The following is an 18,427-nucleotide window of genomic DNA, read 5'->3' as shown; positions in this document are numbered from 1 at the left end:
CGTTCGCTTTGCCGTTAAAATTGCATAAAGCCGCGCGCCAGACCAAATGCGATTGAGCCAAGGAAGACGAGCGCGATGCTGGCAGCCAGGGATTCCGCAATTAGAATGGCGACGTTCGGATAGGTGACGGTTTCATCAATCGTCGGCTGCGCGATAATGGCCAGATAACGCTGCTGAGACAGGGCCGCCAACCGTGCTTGTTCATAGGTCTGGCGGGCGAGCGTCACATTGGAATCGGCAAAACTCTCCGTGGTCTTCAGAGCATCGTAAGTTGCAAGATGGGTGGCCTCGCTCGGACCGGCCCCGCCAAGGCGCGAACGCGCATCGTCGATGGAATGCTTGAGACTGGCGACGAGCAATTCAGCGGGCTCGAGCTGAGGATGGTGCGGGTTATGAAAGGCTTTGATCTGGGCGAGATTGGCTTGCGCCGACGCGAGCTGACTCTCGAGCTGACCGATCAAGGTGATGAGCATCGTCGTGTCGGCGGTCGGGTCGACATTACGGGTGGAGTTTCGCCATTTTGCGAGAGCCGTGTGGGCCGTAAGCGACTCGCGCTCAGCCTGATCGAGCCCCATCCGGGCGGTCTTCACCGCTTCGTCGACTCCGCGTTGATTCAAGTTGTTGACAAATTGATCGGTGATTTTGAGCACACCGTCTGAGATCGCCACGGCTCCAGCTGCGCTGAAAGCCTGTACATCGACGACAACGATCTGCTCGATCATATCGAACCGCACTTTGACGTCGGCGGTATAGGCGTTGAAAAGCTGATCGTCGCTCGCGTCTTTGGGCAGCCGCTCGAACGGGTCCAGCCCAGGCTGCGTCAGATATTTCCTGAGATTTATCGCAGCGTCCAGGCGATGCATCGCATCGCGCGACGAAAGAAAGTCATGCACCGCGAATCCATCTACGAATCCGCCAATCAGGCCGCCGCTCATTCCCGATGAAAGGATGCTTGTCGGAGGAGAGCTCGAAGCTGTCGACGTCATGCCGCCGCGCACGGCGAAACGAGCCTCGGCCGTATACATCGGCTTGGCGATGAAAAAGGCATATAAAATTGTTGCCAGTACAGGCGCAAAAAGAATGAACAATATCAGCAGGCGCTTGCGGCGGGAACGCGAGCGTATCGAACGCTCAAGTTCCGCATAACGCGAAACAGGCGCCGGGCTGAAGCTTTGCGGAGCGAGCTGCGCGATCGCCTCCTCAGAGGCCAAGGCCGTCGTCGAGCCCTCCGTCGAGAGAAGACTGGAACTCTCCGACGTCCGAAGCGAACTCGTCTCCAACTCGGGTCGTGGGATATTTCCTAATGGCTTGTTCAAGGTCGTTCTCAATCCAGAGCGCGCCGTTATCCAGGATCAACGCCGAGAGGCAGTAATCGCTTATCTGCCCTTCGCGAATGCCCGAAAATATGAGCGTCTTCCCTGCGGTTCTTTCTTCGAATAGCGCCTGCCAAAGGCGCGAGAACCGTGTCGCATTACGCGGCATGAAGCCATCTATCAGATAAATATCAAAGCTCGGCAAGATTGCCAAGGCGTAAGAAAACTCCTGCGTTGCTATAACCGGCCAATGGTCGAGTCGTTCCCGCAGCAATGATGGATCATCCAAAATATCGATGATGAATTCCTCAGCCAGCCCAACGTCGAGATGATACAGCGAAGCTATCAGGCGGATCATCTGATACCCCGTGACCCGCGCGCGCAGGAATCCCTTCCGTCCAAGCGGCCAGGATGATCTTCCAACCGTCGTGACCGTGCCCCGGAGCGGAGGCCGCGTCCCGCCAAGAAGATCGATGACGGGTTTACGAAATTGCGGCGTCGACGACAGAAGCGCGTAGCGCCCGGTCGGCACGAAAAGGTTAACGTCGGAAAGCAACTTGCGCCGCTGTCCCGAAACAAAGGGGCAATCCGTGAGATGCTCGATTCGGATCATGCCAGCCTATATCGCCTGTATCCGGCTTCGGACCAATCGCTCCGCACAAAGCCCGACCGCGGCAAGAACCATTGTCCAGACCGCGAAATACATCGGATTTGCATCTGTAGACGGATAGACCGGGAAATAAGCCGCGCGCAAAAGCTGAAACCCATGCGCCAGCGGGCACCAGAGCACGAGCGGCTTGTATTGGCTCGGCAGTTGCTCCGAAATAAAATAAACGGACGAGAACAACTGCAAAGCTCGCTCAATCGAACTCGCGAAGCGAAGAAAGAATGGCCATATTACGCCGACGCTTCCCAGAATGAGTCCGATGCTGAACGCGCAGAAAGACACCGACAGAATCATAAAGATGACCGGAATCCAGTGCGTGGTCAGCGTGATCATACCTAAGGCATGGCCGCCAAAGATCAGGACCGAAAAAACGACGCCGTAAATCAATACATAGAGAATTCCGAGCGTCATCGCGGCCGCGAGCGGCGTCACGCCGTCGAGATTGAACATAGGCCCGAATATGATGAAGCTCGTGCTTACCCGGAAGATGATCTGCCTGCACATGATCCAGGCCGTGCATCCAAGCAGCGCGAACGTCGGCACATCCATATTGTAGACGAATTGCGCACCCGTCAGGAAATAAGTCAGGGATATGATCGTGATGAGAACCGCGGGTGCGATCGATGTCCAGATGAGTGCGATTCGGCTCTCGGCCTGTATGATCTGCATTTGATAAATCAACAGAGAGCGGACGACCGCAACGGTACTGAGCTTTCGTGTGGGCCGTTTGACTTCGGCATGGAGCGCGTCCATGCGTAGAAGCCGCTCGCGCAAATGTCCGAACGCCGCCCGCTCAACCGGCGCGAGCACACCGTGGAACGCGACCTCATCCTGCCTGGCGGCGCGGCGTGCTTCCGATATTTCGGCCGCCTTCACCCGCGCCGCTCTTCGCGCGGCGGCGCTCCGGTATTTATCGAGCGCGGCGTCTATTTCTGCAGGGCGATAGGCGGCATCGAAAATGTCGACCTGGGCGCGTATGTCGCGCTCCAATATCCTGACGGCTAGACGTAAAAGACGACGATGCGCCTCACGATCATCTCCATGAACATTTTGGGATTCGACGCTCTCAATGATTCCTTCAAACCCCTCGACGACGCGGTCGTAGATCGCGCGCCGGCGTTTCGGGTCGGTGAGATCAATACGCGACAGGCTCTCGCGTAAAATTCCGATATAGTCGACCGCCCGAAAAGTGCCGTCCATGCCCGAGCCGCGCAAATATGTGCTCCACGAATTTCTTATCTAGGCTGTGACCCAGTCGAACGCTGCTCATTGACCGTCTGCCGCCCGCTGCCGATCGAAGGCCACGCTCGAGCCCTTCACATTCGAGAAGGTCTTATCTCGTGCATTTGCTCCGCGCTGCCGCAACGCGGTGCTTCTGCGCACCGCGCTTTATCTATGCCGGAACGGAGGTCGCAACACCCCGTTCTGCCGCGGAGACGGGCCAAGCCGCACCACCACGATCGCTCACGGTGCGTACAAAATTGCAAATTTCGCGTGCGATGACGGGAAGAAACTCTTCCTGGTAATGCCGCAGGTCTGGCTTCATGGCTTTGGATACGCCATGCGCCTGCACCACACGCCAAGGCTCGAAGACCGGAAGATTGAGCGCCTGGGCTGCCGCGACAACTTCCTCATGGAAACCGGCTGGCCAACTCACCGGGCGGCCATCGGGCATAAATTGAAACATGTATGTCAGGACGCCGACAGGCCGGCCAATTTTGTTCACCAATTCACGCAATTCGGATTCGATGGGCTTTCTCTCGGGATAGGCCTCGCGCAGCACGGCGCGGAATGTCTCGACCATCGGCGCGTCGTCATCCAGCTGGTCCGCGATCTCGGCGCCGACACGCTTGCGATATTCGTCGTCCAGAAGCATGAAACCCTTGTTCAGCCAGCGATCCGCAGCCTTCGTGAGTTTCTCATCCCCTTTCAGGGTGCTGGATATGGCATTCTTGATAGCGGCACGATGCAGCGAATATTCGCGAAACCGAATGTCGATCGGACTTTGCGGTTCAAGTATGGCAACGTCCACGCCGAAGAGCTCGCCAGCGCGCGGGAGCGGCGCGAACTCGGCTTTGACGCCGCACAGGACGCGGATATCCGGCGTCATCTCAATTTCGTTCCGATACAGTGCGAGCGTCTGAAGCATTTCGCCTATTGTATAGGTCGGCGGCGTCCCACCGCCGCGACTTAGCTTGGCGATTGCAACATCGCTCGCGCCGGCGCTGACGACCTTGCTGATCGGGCCATGGAGAAGACAGCCCCCAAAACTTAGGACACGAACCGGTGTTGTCATTTCGCTGCCACCCCGAAGGACGAATGTCGGTTTGAGTTTTGACGCAGGCGCGTCACGCCAGCTTTTTATGAATCAAGTCCACGAGCTGCCCTACCGTTTCCGGAGAGGTAATCTCTTGCGTTTGAAATTGAATCCCAAGTCGGGATTCTAATGCGATGATCAGCCGCACATGATTGGTGCTGTCCCAATCTTCGACATCGTCAGCCGTCGTATCATCGCCCAACGAAATCTCGTCATCGCCGAGAATTTCGCCTAGCGTCTCGCCGACGATATTTTTGATTTCCGTTCGTGTCAAAGTCATTCGCCGTCCTTATCCAACTGCCAAGTTTACACTCGGCTTCTCAACGAGCATTCGCGCCTTGCGAGGTCATCGTCGATTGCACTTTGTATAACGCGCCGTCTATAAATTTCGTAACGCCATCGCGGCGAATTTTTGTCGTCTTGCTCTGGCAGACATAGTCGCGTCGTCCACCGAAGTGCTTCAGGTACGCCTCATGAAGATCGATGTTATGATCGTTTTCATCAACGCGTGGCTGATACTTTGCTGTGTCGGAAGCGATGGCGTTGCCGGAAATATCTGCGACACTCCCGCCGACGTCTGCCCCCTTACCCAATCCTTGCTCAGCCAGCGCGAAGGCTACGGTCGCTTCGCGAATGGCGGCCTTAACGGAAAATTCGTAACGGTGACTTCGTCTGCAGATTCCGGGCCAGGAACATTGCGTGATGCGCTCTCTGGCGCGGGTTCACGATGGGTGCGCTTCGCAAAGGACATGACGATTGACTTGAAATCGAAAATCAGAGTGCCGTCGAATACGACGATTGACGGACGCGACCGTACTATCGTTATCCATGATTATGGTCTCGGCATATACGACCAAACCCGCGACGTGATCGTCACGCACTTGACGATCGACGGTCGGTTCAAGACGCTCTCTCAAGCGATCAATATCGCCAATTTCTCGCATGATGTCTGGATCGATCACCTCGATCTGTCACGCTTCAACGACCGTCTTATCAATGTCAAAAACGGCTCTACGGACGTGACAATCTCATGGGTAAAGTTCCACGACCACAACAAGGTTATGCTGATCAATAACATTACCGACAAGGATCTGTTTGCAAATTACGCCCGCGATTCGCAGACGCGCGTAACGCTGCATCATTGTTATTTCCTGAACACGGTTCAACGAAACCCGCGAGCGCAGATCGGCATCCTGCATGCCTACAACAACCTGCTGGAAAACTGGGACTTTTATGGCATGAGCTTCAGCTTGGAAGCGCGCGTTACCTTGGAAGGAAACATTTTCATCAACAGTGCTTCGCGCCATTGTACCGAGCCGCCTTTCTTCATCACGAAAGAGGGACAGGATAAAAATTATTGTCGCGATATCGCAGAGGCTCCCTCAAAAGCTGAGCTTGGCAATGGCGAAGCCGACGACGAAAACTATCTTCGCACCTCGGATCAGTTCAATTATCAGCACGACGTCAAAGCGTTCCTCCGCGTTCGGGACAATTTGTATCTCGGCGACGCCCGCGCCGGAGTTGAGGACTATCATCCCGAGAAGGTTCCCGTGCCCTCTTATTGCTCGTCCTATGAGAAGCCGAGCCTGGATCTTGCGACCCAGATAAGACGCGAGGCGGGGAACACGCGTGACGATACGCCGGACGTCATTGATAAATGCCCGACGACGGTAGAAACGCGCGCCAGCCGGCCAGCGCCGCGCGACGATTGGCGTCTTGAATCGGCATCTGCCGCAACAATGACCGCAGATGCTCAAGCAGGAGATCGGACAATCACCATTAGGGAGATCGCCGACTCGGCCAAGCCGCATGGCATCCTGAAGTTCTTCAATGGGCCCAGCAATGCGCGATGGTTCGTCAACGTCACATTCAAACCGATCGGCAATCGAAGCTTGGCTATTTCAATTATGAGTCCATCAGATCCGCGGGCTCGGATCCTAGCTCTTTGCAGTATGGCGGCGGCGCGCACGCCGCGGCGCAATCCGCTTGCAGAGGCCAAAGCAAGTCTGGACGCTCTCGATGGCGGGTTCTATCGCTGCGAAGCTTCCGGTATCCCGAGCCAGGCGAACGATGGGCAGATCAGAATAGATCTCTTTACTGCCGAAGATCAGGCACTCCGTCCAATCGGAGACGCAAGCAAAGGTATGATAATCAGCAACATCGAAGCTAAATGGACATCACTGCGATCGGCCCCCGCCCCCTAGGAGATTTGTCGGTGCCGCTTGAGCTAGCAGCGCATCGGCGAGAGGGCTCCTCGGTTTTCCGGTCTGCCGTGTGCAACCTTCCAAGGCTCGTGGAGTCTATATGTTTGAACAACCTTCGCAGGATGCATTGATGCCCGCAAAGCCAAATGAGGCGTCGACGCCTGACGAGCTTGGTTTCATAATTTGCAAGACGCGGAACGCCGCCTGGACGAATCGGGCGAACGTCGGCAAACACATGGGCCGATGTGACGCGCGGAGGGACGAGAGCAGATGATTGTTTTCGATTTACCGCATTCGAATAAAACGCATCGCGTTGCAATCATCGGTAGCTGCCGCGTCCGGACACCGATCCTTACACTCAAATCCTTCGGCGAGCTTGAGCTTTCCATTAATCAGCCCGCCTTGACTCATAGCTTCCTCGAAGGCCGGCAGAATATGCGCCACGCTTGGGGTGAAGCGCGCGTGCCGGATATCTTCGCGCCCTACATATTCGAGACCGACACTTCCCCTACCCCGGAAAGATATCCGCGAAAGATTTTGGACGGGATCGATACCGTTTTGGTCGAGATGTGCGACTCGCGCCAGATCCGGAAAGACGAATGGGTTTTCCAGAGCAATTATTTTTCACGGCAATTCGTTCAGAAGCATGCCGCCGAGCTTCTTGAGTGGTACCGGGCGTTTTCCAAGGGCAAGGAGATTTCGAACGAACTCATCGAAACCACCCTGGAGAAGCTGCGTTCATCAGGAGTCGCGACCGGTGCCGCGGAGGACATTCTCTGCAATGCGCGCCTTGAAATGCCGGACCGCAACAAAGTGATTGAAGATGCGAAGAGCCTGGCCGCAGACCGTTCGAAACGCTGGATCTTCCTGTCGCATTTCATCGTCGACGACAATCACGGCGCGATCATGGAAGATCGTCGCCGGCTGGCGACCTACGTTCAAGATGCCGCCGACGCAGTCGGCGCAGAATTCTTCAACCCTTCGCGCCTCCTGGCGCATTATGGACGCGAAAAGGTGCTTCGGGGTGGCGGCACCGATATCTATGAATATGACTGGGATTTTATTCCAATTGTCGGCGAAATCATATTGAACATCGTCCGGCAGGGTGTGGGCGCCGACCTGACGCTCCCCCCCCTGCCGGGCGATTCGCAAACACCAAGGCTGACGTCCCCGCGTGCGCAGCCCGATCCCAAGTCAGGCGGAATCGAACAAGCGGCGGAACGCATCAACAAGCTCCTCGTAAGGCTCCACAATGATCGGCTCAAAAATCTCGGTCTGAAAAACAGCGGCCTGCACGATCATTTCAAGACATTGCTGGAGGCCGGGCAGGTTGTTCGCCCGCGTGATATCGAGGTGGGCCGTCTCCTCGCCGACGAACTGCCTCTTTATGCAAATTATACTGTGCTCAAGGCGGGACTTGGCGTCGTCCCGTTGTTGCTCGCGCTCGAGGGCCTGAAGAGTACCGCGCTTGAAGTGAGCGGACCGCGCGTCGAGGCGATCAACGCGGGCATAAGCGCGATAGCTGTGACACGCAAGAACGTCGTCGGAAAGGTACGCGTCGAGATCGGCCTTCTGCCTGAAACAGCGGGGGATGGACCGACCTTATGCGTCGCCGTCGGCTATGTATCGCGGGGCGCCGAGCTTGAGCGCGAGCGCGTGCTTGATCAACTCGCGCAATTCGATGCGTTGCTGATCGAGCCGCGCACGTTCCTCTGGCATCGAAACGCCGTTGATCAAGCTGACCTGCGTGATGAATTACGGGGCATCGGCTTTGCTCATTTATCGGAAGTCGGCGACGGCCTGTTGTTTGCTTCGAAGAATGCAGTCGCGCTCTCGCGACAAAAAGCTCAGCTTGCGGGCGTCTAGCCTGATCTTGATGTTTGAGTTGTTGCCTATGTCTGCGTTAAGCGAATGTACTCTTTTTTATACGAAATATTTCGTCACCGGCTTCGCAAGACACGGGCGCTTCGCGGCCTGACGAAGCCCCTCGATGACTCTTGCTACGCTTGTTCAGAGCGAAGTCTGCTGGCATCGTCCAATTTCCGTGATGCTTTGTGCTGCGGTGCTATTCGAGATGGTACTGGAGAGTTATGTGGCGATATTTCGTAAGAACCGCTATCTCGCAAATCTTTATCGTAATCTTACGGAATCAGACGACCAAACCTATTGCCGCCTGATCGGAGCCGGGGGCGAAATCCATCTCACCCGCAGAGACGTCGCGCAGGCCGCCGGCGGTTATGGCAAAGCCTATCGCGAGGCGGATTTAAGACAGAACGACCTCGTGCTCATTTTCTTGAAGCATGTGCCGGACCTCTACGGCTCCTTTTTCGGTGCCATGCTGAGCGGCGTCATTCCCTCGTTTATGCCCTGCGTCTCGGCGCGGCAGGATCCAAAACTTTACTGGAGCTCGCACGCCGAACTTCTACGCAGGATTCGTCCTGCTGCGATCGTCGCCGCACGGGACACTTTTGCGGATATGCAGGCGAGCGGTCTGTTATTCGATGACACGGCCCTGATCGAGACGGAGAGCGTTGCTCCCGCCGATCTTGCACTGGTCGTGCGGGACGAAGACAACATTGCCTTGCTCCAGCACAGTTCCGGGACAACCGGGCTCAAGAAGGGCGTCGCCCTTTCATTCCGTGCCGTGGCGGATCAAATCGAGAGATATGCCGCCGCGTTGGAGATCAGCGAAACCGACCGCATCGTGCATTGGCTGCCGCTCTACCATGATATGGGCCTAATCGCCTGCGCGGTTCTTCCCGCCTATCTGGGTGTACCGACCGTCCATATCGATCCGCTGCATTGGGTCAGCCAGCCGGGACTGCTTCTCGAAGCAATTGCGAAGCACCGGGGCACATTGACCTGGATGCCAAATTTCGCATTCGAACATCTCGTCAACATCTGCGGCAGCGCTGCCGCTTCATACGACCTTTCTTCCATGCGCGCTTTCATCAACTGCTCCGAAACATGCAAGCCTCGTGCGTTCCATCGCTTCGAAGACACTTTCGCGCCATCCGGTGTCGCGCCAAGACAGCTTCACTGCTGCTACGCGATGGCCGAGACGGTTTTCGCAGTTTCGCAAACGCCCTTGGTTAGACCTCCCGAGCGCATTCGCGTGGAATCTTCTTCTCTTGAACGAGGCGAAACGATCAGACGCATCGACAACGGCGGCATCGAACTTCTGGAAACCGGCACGCCAATCAGGGACATGGAAGTCTCGATCCTCGATGAGAAAGCGATGCCTTTGCCCGAAGATACGGTCGGTGAGGTCGCATTATCCGCCCCATTTGTCTTTTCGGGCTATTACAAGGATCCCGAGCGAACCGCAAAGCGTCTCCGTGACGGTGTCTATCGAACCGGCGATCTCGGCTTTGTCCATAACGAAAAGCTTTATGTGCTGGGGCGCACGGATGATCTGATCATCGTCAACGGTCGCAATATCTATGCGCATCAGGTTGAGGCCGCGATTTCCGAGGTAGAGGGATTGAAGCCCGGCCGAAGCGTTGCCGTTCCCGTCTTCGACGAGCGGGTCGGCAGCGAAGTTCTGATCGTTATGGCGGAACGCAGGCGCGAGTCAGAGCGTCTGGATTCGGCGATCCAGGCCGACGTCCTGCGTATCGTCCAGTCGGTCTTTAATGTCCTGCCCAGAAAAGTCCGCATCGTCGATGAAGGATGGCTGATCAAGACGACGAGCGGGAAGATCAGCAGGACCGAGAATTTGAAGAAATTCAGGTCTGAAACGAAGGGCGTGCCGGCATGACAAGAGACGAAATCATAGCGGTGATCGCGGATGCGGTGCGTGAGGAAACGGACGAGCCTGGGCTGGACATTGGGCCGAGGACCACAGCGCTGGAAGTGCCCGGCTGGGATTCGCTTGCCCATGTCCGCATCATCTTGAACGTTGGCGTACGCCTTCATGCCAATATCGATATTTCGAAGACCTATCTCGCGGCAAACGTCGGCGACCTCGCGGACATCGTGCAAAGGGAGATCGCCGATCAGGTACACCCTTCCTGAAGATTGCACACCGTACCTGGTCTCAAGATATTCGACCTTCATCCGCCGACGCGAGAGAGATGCGTAACGCTTGACTGGAGACTGCATCAGACAAGACCGCGAATTTTTTTCTGTTGCGGCGTGACAACAACCCGAAAATTTCAATGCGAATACACAACTTCGCCCCAATAACTTTGATGCTCTATGCGATGATGTGTGTGTTAGCCCCTTCGTGATGATTCCATCTCATGCGTTTTGCGTTTTTTCCTTCTGCGTTCGTTCTGCTCCCCCTGCTTACCGGCTGCGCGATGCTGCCCGCTGCGGCACCGACCGACGAGCTCGTAGAGGGCTCTGCGCAGATGTCGTCAGACTTCACCCTCGTTAAGGTCAGCGACGGGGTGATGCCATATCTGGTGCATCCTGCCTATAACGGCTTCCCCGATGTAATGCGGGAAAGTGCATATCGCCCAAATCTCGGGCTTGAGCCAGGCGATGTGATTGTCGTCAGTATCTTTGAAGCGGGTTCGGGCATTTCCTCCTCTGCGCCGGGCTCGCCGCCGGCTCCCGCGAGTCAAATTCCTTCAGCGCTCACGCTTCCGCCTGAAACGATCGAGAGCGACGGTGGAATGATGGTCCCGTTCGTCGGCAAGCTCTATGTACGCGGCCGATCGCCCGTTCAGCTTTCGAAGCTCATTGCGGACAAGCTTGCCGGTCAGATGAACCAGCCGCAAGTTATCGTCTCGGTCCAGACCAAGGCTGCGAGCATGGCGAGCGTAAACGGCGAAGTAAATCATTCTCAGCCGGTTAATCTCACGCTGCGGGGCGAAAGGCTTCTCGACGCCATATCTCTCGCCGGCGGACCCCGCTTTCCGATTTTTGACACAGATGTCCGGATTGTACGCGGCCGCAACAGTTCGACCGTATCGATGCAAAGCATCGTTGATGACCCGAGCCAGAACATTTACGTCCGGCCCGACGATCAGATCATTCTTATTCACGATCCAAAGAGCTTCACGGTTCTGGGTGCGACGACCCGCGTCGCGCAATATGGTTTCGACACGCCGCATGTCACCCTTGCGGAAGCCGTCGCGCGCGCCGGCGGCTCCGTCGATCAGAACGGCGACCCGACCGGCACTTATCTTATTCGTGTGGAGCCCGCGCAAACTGCTCGGGCCGTCGTTGCGGCGTCCAATCCGGCGAATCTGTCGAAGCTCGATCCTTCGGCGCCCTATGAGCGTATTCTATACAAAATCGATCTCGGCGAGCCGGGCGGTTACTTTTACGCGCAGAACATACAGATACGCGACAAGGACATTGTCCTCGTCACCAATGCGACGGGCGCACAGCTCAGCAAATTCTTCCAGATCGCGCGCGGTGCCACGGGTGTTGTTTACGATCTGTCGGCTGCGCGAGGCCAATGAGCCATCTCGCGCCGATAACACCAGCGCCGGCCTACCAGATGTTTTCATCTCACGATTTCGCACGCGATTTCTGACCAGCCAAAGAGGTATGTCTTACCAGGCGGAAGGCGTTTTCTTATTCGCGAGCATGGTCGGCATCTCCGCAAAGCAAGAGCCCGGGCGAGGCCCGGGCTCTTGCGACACTCTTCGGTTCAGCTTACGCCGCCGCGCTATTGATCTCGCTTTCAGCCAATGCTGTCAGCTTGCGATCTGTCTCGCACTCTTCCTCAAGAGTTTTTTGAAGGATCGTTGCACATTCGTCGGCGCCGAGTTCCTTCGCCCAAGCGATGAGAGTGCCGTAGCGCGTGATCTCATAGTGCTCGACGGCTTGAGCGGCGGCGATCAAGGCCGCGTCGAGCACGCTCTTATCATTGATTTCGCCGGCGACCTCGTCCGCTTCCTTGATGATCCCATCGATTGCAGGACATTTGACCGACTCCGGCTCGAGACCGTGAAGCTCGAACACTTTATCGAGTCGCTGAATTTGTACCTTCGTCTCTCCGAGATGCTTCTCAAATCCTTGCTTCAGCTCAGGTGTCGAAGCCTTTTGGATCATCTTCGGCAGCGTCGCCGCGATGCGATTCTCAGCGTAATAGATGTCCTTAAGCTGATGAACGAACAGATCGTTCATATCCTTGATATCTTTCGTGAAGAGACCCATGTCGTTTCTCCTTCATTATGGCTGAGTGATAAACTCCCGGCAGGCTTGCCGCACAACGGATTGTCTCGCGAACCGTTCCCGGCGAAGGAGTAATTAAAGCCGGAACGCGGCGGCGCCTGAGCAATGCGTTAAGCGCTGATGATAGGGGAAGCGGACTCTGCAGCAGTTTTCGCAGGCGGAGGCAGCCTTCCGCCCTTACGTCGATGACGACCTTTGTTGTCGCATGAAAATGGAACAAAGACATTGAGGACGGGTTCGTGCCGGATGCGTCACTCGGATGTTGCGGCCTGGAGGAAGCGTCGATGAACGAGCATACAAATTTGCGAGCGCGGCAAAGCTCGCCCTTGCACGATCCTGATGGCAAATACCCGAGGCCACCCTACAAGAGGCAATCGCAACCTTGGCTCGGCTTGGCGGCCAGGATGGAGCCGCGTCCCGATCATGGTGAGATGAGTTACGTCGGCTCCGGACGACTTTCAGGCCGGAAGACGCTCATTACCGGTGGAGATTCCGGTATGGGCCGCGCCGCAGCGATTGCCTACGCGCGGGGGGGCTGCGATGTGGCGATCAACTATTTTCCGGACGCCGCTCCAAGTTTCCGGTGGCGCAACGATGGATCATCTTGAACAATTTGGCCGCCACACAGCGCTTGGCAGAGCGGGCCAGCCAGCAGAGCTTGCGTCCATTTATGTCCAGCTTGCGGCAGAAGACGCCAGTTACGCAACTGGTCAAGTCTACGGTTCCGCCGGCGGCAATGGACAGCCGTGAATTTCTGGTTCTTGCATTTCGCGCCGGCAACTCGATTATCCTCTTGGCTGAATCAAGGGGCGAGGACCTCCATGGGCTGTTGCGCGCGCGAAATACGGCAGAACGTCGTCGGACTTACCTCACACCTCGTGGCCGTGTTCGGCCTGAGTATTGTTGCAGCTTGCGGATTTGGCGCCCCCGGCTCGGCGGAAGCCGACCAGTCAAAAGCGTCAATTGCCACGCCGGCCAATCCGCCGACGACACAGGCACATCCTGTAGCCAAAGATGCCGTGGCGGCAGTTGTCATCGATGACAAGGATTTGGAAAGCGTTCTGGGCCAGGAGATCTATGGTGGTAACGGCGAGGACATGGGCCGGATCGTTGATATTCTCGTTGATCATAAAGCGAACGTCCGCGCAGCGATCATAGACTTCGGGGGTTTCCTCGGCGTTGGTACTCGCAAAATTGCCGTCGATTGGCACGCGCTTCGATTCGATCAAGACCGCGCGACCACGTCCCTGATCCGTGACCAAGTCCGCGTCGCGCCGGAATACAAGGAGGGAGAACCGATTGTCATTCTGGGTCCGGGATCGTTCGCACCGCCTCACGCAAAGGCGCCTCCGCAGCTAAAGCCTGAAGCATCTCCGCCGGTCAAATAATTCGTCGACTGCATTTTCAACGGGGGACTTCTCACAACGAACGTTGTCGTTGTGTTTCGAGCAGGCAGAGCAGTGAGACCACACCCCCAAATGCAAGCCGACGCGTCCCGCCCTCATCCTTCGCGTCGGAGTTTGGCGGGGCTTGACTGGTTCACCTTCTTCCTCGCTGACGTACAGACGGGTTTTGGTCCCTTTGTCGCGGTCTATCTGACTGCGGCCCATTGGACGCAGGAAGACGTAGGCCTCATTCTCTCCGTTGCCGGCATAATCAATCTGGTAGGACGCGTTCCGGGCGGCGCCATCGTTGATGCCGCGCGCTCGGAGCGCGACGCGGCGATGGCGGCCGTGGTCTGCGTAGGTTTGAGTGCCCTACTTCTGGCGGCTTGGCCCATGTTTGCGGCGGTTCTGCTCGCGACCATTCTCAATGCGGCCGCCGGCTGCGTGCTGACGCCTGCGATCGCGGCCATTAGCCTCGGGCTGGTTGGGCATGCCGCGGTTGGTCCGCGTCTCGGTCGCAACGCCCGCTTCGCGTCACTCGGAACAGGGGTGGCCGCCGCAAGCATGGGTGTTGTCGGCTATTTCTTTTCAAGCCGCGGCGTGTTCGTCATTACGGCCTTACTTCTTTTCCCGACATTGATAGCGCTCGCGCAGATACGTGCGGCGGAAGTAGATCCGGTCCGCGCACACGCGGGCGTCGTGCCCGCTGAGGGGTCGGATCGAAGCATTTTGCAGCTCCTCCTGTACCGCCCCTTGCTGGCCTTCGCAGCCGCCAACGCACTCTTTCAGCTCGCCAATGCCGCCATGCTTCCGTTGATGGGGAGCATCCTGACGATGCGTTCGGCCAACTGGGCGACAGTACTTATCGCCGCGTGCATTATCGTGCCGCAGCTCGTCGTTGCGCTGATCTCGCCGTGGGTTGGCCGCCGCGCGGACTCTTGGGGGCGCCGCCCGCTTCTGCTGCTCGGCTTCGGTGCGCTGCCGCTGCGTTGTCTTTTATTTGCTTATGCTTCAGATCCCGTCCTTGTCGTCTTCGAGCAAATTCTGGACGGACTTTCTGCAGCCGTGCTCGGAGTACTGGTCCCGCTCATTATCTCCGATATTGCGCAGGAAACCGGCCGTTTTAACTTCGCGCAGGGCGTGGTTGGAACGGCCGTTGGAATTGGCGCGGCGCTCAGCACATCCTTCGCCGGATATATCAGCGATCAATATAGTAATCGCGTTGCCTTTCTTGACCTCGCTGCCATCGCGACGTGCGGCGTTTTCTTTGTCCTTATTATTATGCCGGAAACCCGGTCGCGCTAGTCGCGATTGGCAGCCAGCCGTGGCATCGGCGTTACCGCCTTTGTCAGCTCTCGGTAGACATCGAGATAGTCATTGGCCATGCGGCGCGCCACAAACCGCTCCTCGAAATATTTGCGAATTCGCGGGCGTGACAATTGGGAAAGGCGGCGTACGGCGCCGACCGCACCCGTCTCGTCCTCGACGACGAAGCCAGTGACGCCGTCTTCAATCACTTCAGGCACGGAGCCGCGATTGAAGGCGACGACAGGCGTGCCACAGGCCATAGCCTCGATCATGACGATACCAAACGGCTCCGGCCAATCGATTGGGACGATCAGAGCCAGAGCGCCGCTGAGGAACGCTGATTTCTGCGCATCGCCAATCTCACCGATGAATTCGACATATTCGCTCTTGAGAAGAGGCCGGATCTGCTCCTCAAAATAATCGCGATCTGCGGGATCGACTTTGGCAGCGATTTTCAGTGGGATGCCACAGCGCGCCGCGATGGCGATGGCTCGATCGACACGCTTTTCAGGAGAAATTCGTCCAAGAAACGCCAGATAGCTCGGTTCGATCGGTTTGGGCGTCAGAAGGTTCTCCGGCATCCCGTGATGAATCGTTCGAACCCATCTGGCGTTCGGAATGGGTCGGCGCTGTGAATCTGAGATCGATACGAGCGGCAGCGATGCAAACGCCTTGAAGACCGGCTGAAGCTCCGGGAGATCGAGGCGGCCGTGAAGAGTGGTGACGAAGGGCGTCGCCTGTCGAGAGAATAGTGAAAAGGGGAAATAGTCGAGGTGAAAGTGAATGAGATCAAATTCGTGTGAGCGTTTGCAGATTTCTTCCAGCATTGCGATATGAAGAGCGCTGGGTTCGCGGACCGATCCATCGAGGCGCACGGCGCAAGGCCACATCGGGACAAGCTTGGCCGTCGTTCGAGAATCGCCGCTCGCAAACAGCGTGACGTCATGGCCGAGCGCAACCAGCTCCTCCGTCAGCCAGGAAACAATTCGTTCGGTTCCGCCATAAAGGCGCGGCGGAACAGCCTCATACAGCGGTGCGACCTGCGCAATACGCATTGAACAATGTCCTTTTGCCGGTTTCTCCCGACCCGTCTGGGCCGAACTCATTTGCAAATCTGTCGCGGTAAAACGCAAAGGCAAGGCGTCGTTGTTATTGTTGCCAACCTCAAAGGTGCGAGGCCGCGGCAGGCCGCCGCGTCGGAACTCACCGTCTATTTCATCGTTAGGAGTTGTTGACGGCGTGTTTGCGTCAATGAGCTCACGCACGCCGATATCTATCTCGACGAGCATTTCGACTGCGGGGGAAGGTCCGTATGGATGATCTTTGCCGGTGCGCGGAAAGGCCCATTGCCTTTATCGCACGTTACGTCAAGCTTCAGCCTGTCGCGCACTTCGTTATTCTGACGTCCGTACTTGCTGCGGTTGGGTGTTCCGTTGGCACACAATATGGCGTCAAGGTCTTGGTTGACTGTCTTTCGCGCGGCGCGGCCCACGCGAGCCCTTGGGTTGCGTTCGCGCTTTTATGCAGTTTGATCGCGGCAGACAATTTGCTCTGGCGTGTCGCCGGATGGATTGCGGCGCGAGCCTTTGTCACTGTGACGGGCGACATGCGGCGGGAGCTGTTTCGCCAGTTGATGGGGCATTCTCCGAGCTATTTCACCAATCGATTGCCGGGCACGCTCACGAGCCGGGTGACAGCAACATCCAATGCTGCCTTCACGATTGAGAATATGTTCATCTGGAACGTGTTGCCGCCATGCGTTGCAACCCTTGTTTCGATCTGCCTCGTCGCGACGGTCAATCTTGGGATGGCTGCAGTTCTCAGCCTTGTTGCGGCATTCGTCGCGACGATCATCTTCCGTATCGCAGCGAATGGCAGGGCCGTCCACCGGGATTTTGCCGAAAGGGCTGCGGCGGTCGATGGCGAGATGACTGACGTTGTCAGCAATGTTTTACTTGTAAAGGCGTTCGGCGGTTTTGCGCTCGAACGCCGCCGGTTTGCCAGCCAGGTCAAGCAAGAAATGACAGCGCGACAGCGCAGCCTGCGCTATCTCGAAAAGGTGCGGTTGTTTCACGCGGCCACGACAGCGTTGCTTGTAAGCGGCCTTTTAGCCTGGGCGATCTTACTTTGGCAGCACGGCACGGCGAGTACGGGCTCAGTTGTGCTGGTCTGCACGCTCGGCATCTCAGTACTCGCTGCAACGCGCGATCTTGCCGTGGCACTTGTTGATATCACGCAACACATGGCACGCCTGGCCGAGGCGCTGTCCACGCTGCTTGTGCCGAACGAGCTTGCCGATCATCCCAAGGCCGTTCCACTTCACCGGGCGGGAGCCGGCATCGTCTTTCAAAATATCTCTTTTCACTATCCGGGCGGTCAGCAAGTGATCAAGCGTCTCAGCTTACACATCAAACCAGGCGAGCGAGTTGGTCTTGTCGGCCCTTCCGGCGGTGGAAAGTCAACTCTGCTAGCGCTTCTGCAACGAATGTATGACGTCCAGGACGGTCACATATATATAGACTCCCAGGACATATCTCTGATCACGCAGGAGAGCCTGCAAGCCGCCATTGCGATCGTCCCGCAGGACATCAACTTGTTTCATCGTTCGCTGATCGAAAATATTCGCTATGGGCGCCCGGAGGCTTCTGACGAAGAGGTGATGAAAGCTGCGGCGACGGCACATTGCGATTTCATCAAGACGCTGCCGGATGGCTTCGAAACGATTGTCGGAAATCGCGGGCTGAAATTGTCGGGTGGCCAGCGACAACGCATTGCGCTCGCGCGTGCTTTTTTGAAGGACGCACCGATTCTTCTTCTCGACGAGGCAACGTCAGCGCTTGATCATGAATCAGAGGAAGCGATCCGGGAGGCATCTATGCGGTTGATGCGCGGGCGTACCGTTGTAGCAATCGCGCATCGCTTGACAACGCTACGGAGTTTCGACCGCATCCTGGTTCTGAGGGATGGCCGGCTTGCGGAGGAGGGCTCGCCGAGCGAGCTCATTGATGCCAACGGCCGCTATCGGGATCCTCTTCAACGAAAGAGAGACGAGGCACGCTATCCTTATGCCTTGGATGCCTAACCGATTGTCATCGACG

The 18,427-nt window shown here is 57.0% G+C and carries 15 protein-coding genes and 1 pseudogene; 9 read left to right on the top strand and 7 right to left on the bottom strand.

Annotated features, from left to right (window positions below):
* Positions 1-14 precede the first annotated feature (14 nt).
* The 5 genes from CWB41_RS07245 to CWB41_RS07225 form a co-directional block, all read right to left on the bottom strand.
* A complete protein-coding gene (locus tag CWB41_RS07245) occupies positions 15-1,211 on the bottom strand; it encodes a KpsE/RkpR family capsule polysaccharide export protein (protein ID WP_115834910.1) in 1,197 nt (398 codons plus the stop codon).
* On the bottom strand, positions 1,201-1,926 hold the full coding sequence (locus CWB41_RS07240; RefSeq protein WP_115834911.1) for a P-loop NTPase family protein: 726 nt from the start codon (positions 1,924-1,926) through the stop codon (positions 1,201-1,203). Before CWB41_RS07240 ends, CWB41_RS07245 begins: the two co-directional genes overlap by 11 nt.
* Before the next feature lie 6 nt (positions 1,927-1,932).
* Positions 1,933-3,180: an ABC transporter permease gene (locus CWB41_RS07235; protein ID WP_129396432.1), complete on the bottom strand. Its 1,248-nt coding sequence runs from the start codon at positions 3,178-3,180 to the stop codon at positions 1,933-1,935.
* 193 nt (positions 3,181-3,373) lie between these two features.
* The gene (locus tag CWB41_RS07230; protein WP_165204113.1) at positions 3,374-4,090 is read right to left on the bottom strand and encodes a hypothetical protein; all 717 of its coding nucleotides are present in this window, start codon (positions 4,088-4,090) and stop codon (positions 3,374-3,376) included.
* 238 nt (positions 4,091-4,328) lie between these two features.
* Positions 4,329-4,577: an acyl carrier protein gene (locus CWB41_RS07225; protein WP_115834915.1), complete on the bottom strand. Its 249-nt coding sequence runs from the start codon at positions 4,575-4,577 to the stop codon at positions 4,329-4,331.
* A 193-nt stretch (positions 4,578-4,770) separates the two neighbouring features.
* On the opposite strand from CWB41_RS07225, the gene CWB41_RS07220 reads away from it, so the two are divergent.
* From CWB41_RS07220 to CWB41_RS07200, 5 genes are all read left to right on the top strand, one after another.
* Positions 4,771-6,501: a pectate lyase family protein gene (locus CWB41_RS07220; RefSeq protein ID WP_207206638.1), complete on the top strand. Its 1,731-nt coding sequence runs from the start codon at positions 4,771-4,773 to the stop codon at positions 6,499-6,501.
* 270 nt (positions 6,502-6,771) lie between these two features.
* Entirely contained in the window at positions 6,772-8,367 is a 1,596-nt protein-coding gene (locus CWB41_RS07215; protein WP_115834916.1) for a hypothetical protein, read from the top strand.
* Between the two features lie 124 nt (positions 8,368-8,491).
* Positions 8,492-10,261: an AMP-binding protein gene (locus CWB41_RS07210; protein WP_115834917.1), complete on the top strand. Its 1,770-nt coding sequence runs from the start codon at positions 8,492-8,494 to the stop codon at positions 10,259-10,261.
* Positions 10,258-10,518 (top strand): acyl carrier protein, encoded by a 261-nt coding sequence (locus CWB41_RS07205; protein ID WP_115834918.1) that lies wholly within the window; start codon positions 10,258-10,260, stop codon positions 10,516-10,518. The genes CWB41_RS07210 and CWB41_RS07205 overlap by 4 nt, the downstream gene beginning before the upstream one ends.
* A gap of 227 nt (positions 10,519-10,745) precedes the next feature.
* Positions 10,746-11,918, top strand: coding sequence for a polysaccharide biosynthesis/export family protein (locus CWB41_RS07200; protein ID WP_115834919.1), 1,173 nt, complete (start codon positions 10,746-10,748; stop codon positions 11,916-11,918).
* Positions 11,919-12,114: 196 nt separating this feature from the next.
* On the opposite strand, the gene CWB41_RS07195 is transcribed toward CWB41_RS07200, so the two are convergent.
* Positions 12,115-12,618, bottom strand: coding sequence for a YciE/YciF ferroxidase family protein (locus CWB41_RS07195; protein WP_115834920.1), 504 nt, complete (start codon positions 12,616-12,618; stop codon positions 12,115-12,117).
* A gap of 302 nt (positions 12,619-12,920) precedes the next feature.
* Here CWB41_RS07195 and CWB41_RS16550 point away from each other — a divergent pair.
* The 3 genes and pseudogenes from CWB41_RS16550 to CWB41_RS07180 form a co-directional block, all read left to right on the top strand.
* Positions 12,921-13,211 (top strand): annotated as a pseudogene (locus CWB41_RS16550) (SDR family oxidoreductase); the annotation flags it as partial.
* A gap of 171 nt (positions 13,212-13,382) precedes the next feature.
* On the top strand, positions 13,383-14,024 hold the full coding sequence (locus CWB41_RS07185; RefSeq protein ID WP_245441080.1) for a PRC-barrel domain-containing protein: 642 nt from the start codon (positions 13,383-13,385) through the stop codon (positions 14,022-14,024).
* A 90-nt stretch (positions 14,025-14,114) separates the two neighbouring features.
* The gene (locus CWB41_RS07180; RefSeq protein ID WP_115834922.1) at positions 14,115-15,326 is read left to right on the top strand and encodes an MFS transporter; all 1,212 of its coding nucleotides are present in this window, start codon (positions 14,115-14,117) and stop codon (positions 15,324-15,326) included.
* Here the strand turns inward: CWB41_RS07180 and CWB41_RS07175 are convergent.
* Positions 15,323-16,384 (bottom strand): glycosyltransferase family 4 protein, encoded by a 1,062-nt coding sequence (locus CWB41_RS07175; RefSeq protein ID WP_115834923.1) that lies wholly within the window; start codon positions 16,382-16,384, stop codon positions 15,323-15,325. The two genes, CWB41_RS07180 and CWB41_RS07175, sit on opposite strands and share 4 nt — an antisense overlap.
* A 257-nt stretch (positions 16,385-16,641) precedes the next feature.
* Between CWB41_RS07175 and CWB41_RS07170 the strand changes: the two genes are divergently transcribed.
* Positions 16,642-18,411 (top strand): ABC transporter ATP-binding protein, encoded by a 1,770-nt coding sequence (locus tag CWB41_RS07170; RefSeq protein ID WP_115834924.1) that lies wholly within the window; start codon positions 16,642-16,644, stop codon positions 18,409-18,411.
* Positions 18,412-18,427: the final 16 nt, after the last annotated feature.

This window comes from Methylovirgula ligni (assembly GCF_004135935.1).
In the GTDB taxonomy this organism is placed as follows: Bacteria; Pseudomonadota; Alphaproteobacteria; order Rhizobiales; family Beijerinckiaceae; genus Methylovirgula; species Methylovirgula ligni.
Note: the sequence above shows the minus strand (reverse complement) of the source record. Positions and strands in the feature narration are given on the sequence as shown.

What these genes read in the sequence shown, in the direction of transcription:
- CWB41_RS07240 (WP_115834911.1), bottom strand. Translation starts at nt 1,926, where the DNA reads ATGATCCGAATCGAGCATCTCACGGATTGCCCCTTTGTTTCGGGACAG.
- CWB41_RS07235 (WP_129396432.1), bottom strand. Translation starts at nt 3,180, where the DNA reads ATGGACGGCACTTTTCGGGCGGTCGACTATATCGGAATTTTACGCGAG.
- CWB41_RS07230 (WP_165204113.1), bottom strand. Translation starts at nt 4,090, where the DNA reads ATGACGCCGGATATCCGCGTCCTGTGCGGCGTCAAAGCCGAGTTCGCG.
- CWB41_RS07225 (WP_115834915.1), bottom strand. Translation starts at nt 4,577, where the DNA reads ATGACTTTGACACGAACGGAAATCAAAAATATCGTCGGCGAGACGCTA.
- CWB41_RS07220 (WP_207206638.1), top strand. Translation starts at nt 4,771, where the DNA reads ATGAAGATCGATGTTATGATCGTTTTCATCAACGCGTGGCTGATACTT.
- CWB41_RS07215 (WP_115834916.1), top strand. Translation starts at nt 6,772, where the DNA reads ATGATTGTTTTCGATTTACCGCATTCGAATAAAACGCATCGCGTTGCA.
- CWB41_RS07210 (WP_115834917.1), top strand. Translation starts at nt 8,492, where the DNA reads ATGACTCTTGCTACGCTTGTTCAGAGCGAAGTCTGCTGGCATCGTCCA.
- CWB41_RS07205 (WP_115834918.1), top strand. Translation starts at nt 10,258, where the DNA reads ATGACAAGAGACGAAATCATAGCGGTGATCGCGGATGCGGTGCGTGAG.
- CWB41_RS07200 (WP_115834919.1), top strand. Translation starts at nt 10,746, where the DNA reads ATGCGTTTTGCGTTTTTTCCTTCTGCGTTCGTTCTGCTCCCCCTGCTT.
- CWB41_RS07195 (WP_115834920.1), bottom strand. Translation starts at nt 12,618, where the DNA reads ATGGGTCTCTTCACGAAAGATATCAAGGATATGAACGATCTGTTCGTT.
- CWB41_RS07180 (WP_115834922.1), top strand. Translation starts at nt 14,115, where the DNA reads ATGCAAGCCGACGCGTCCCGCCCTCATCCTTCGCGTCGGAGTTTGGCG.
- CWB41_RS07175 (WP_115834923.1), bottom strand. Translation starts at nt 16,384, where the DNA reads ATGCGTATTGCGCAGGTCGCACCGCTGTATGAGGCTGTTCCGCCGCGC.
- CWB41_RS07170 (WP_115834924.1), top strand. Translation starts at nt 16,642, where the DNA reads ATGGATGATCTTTGCCGGTGCGCGGAAAGGCCCATTGCCTTTATCGCA.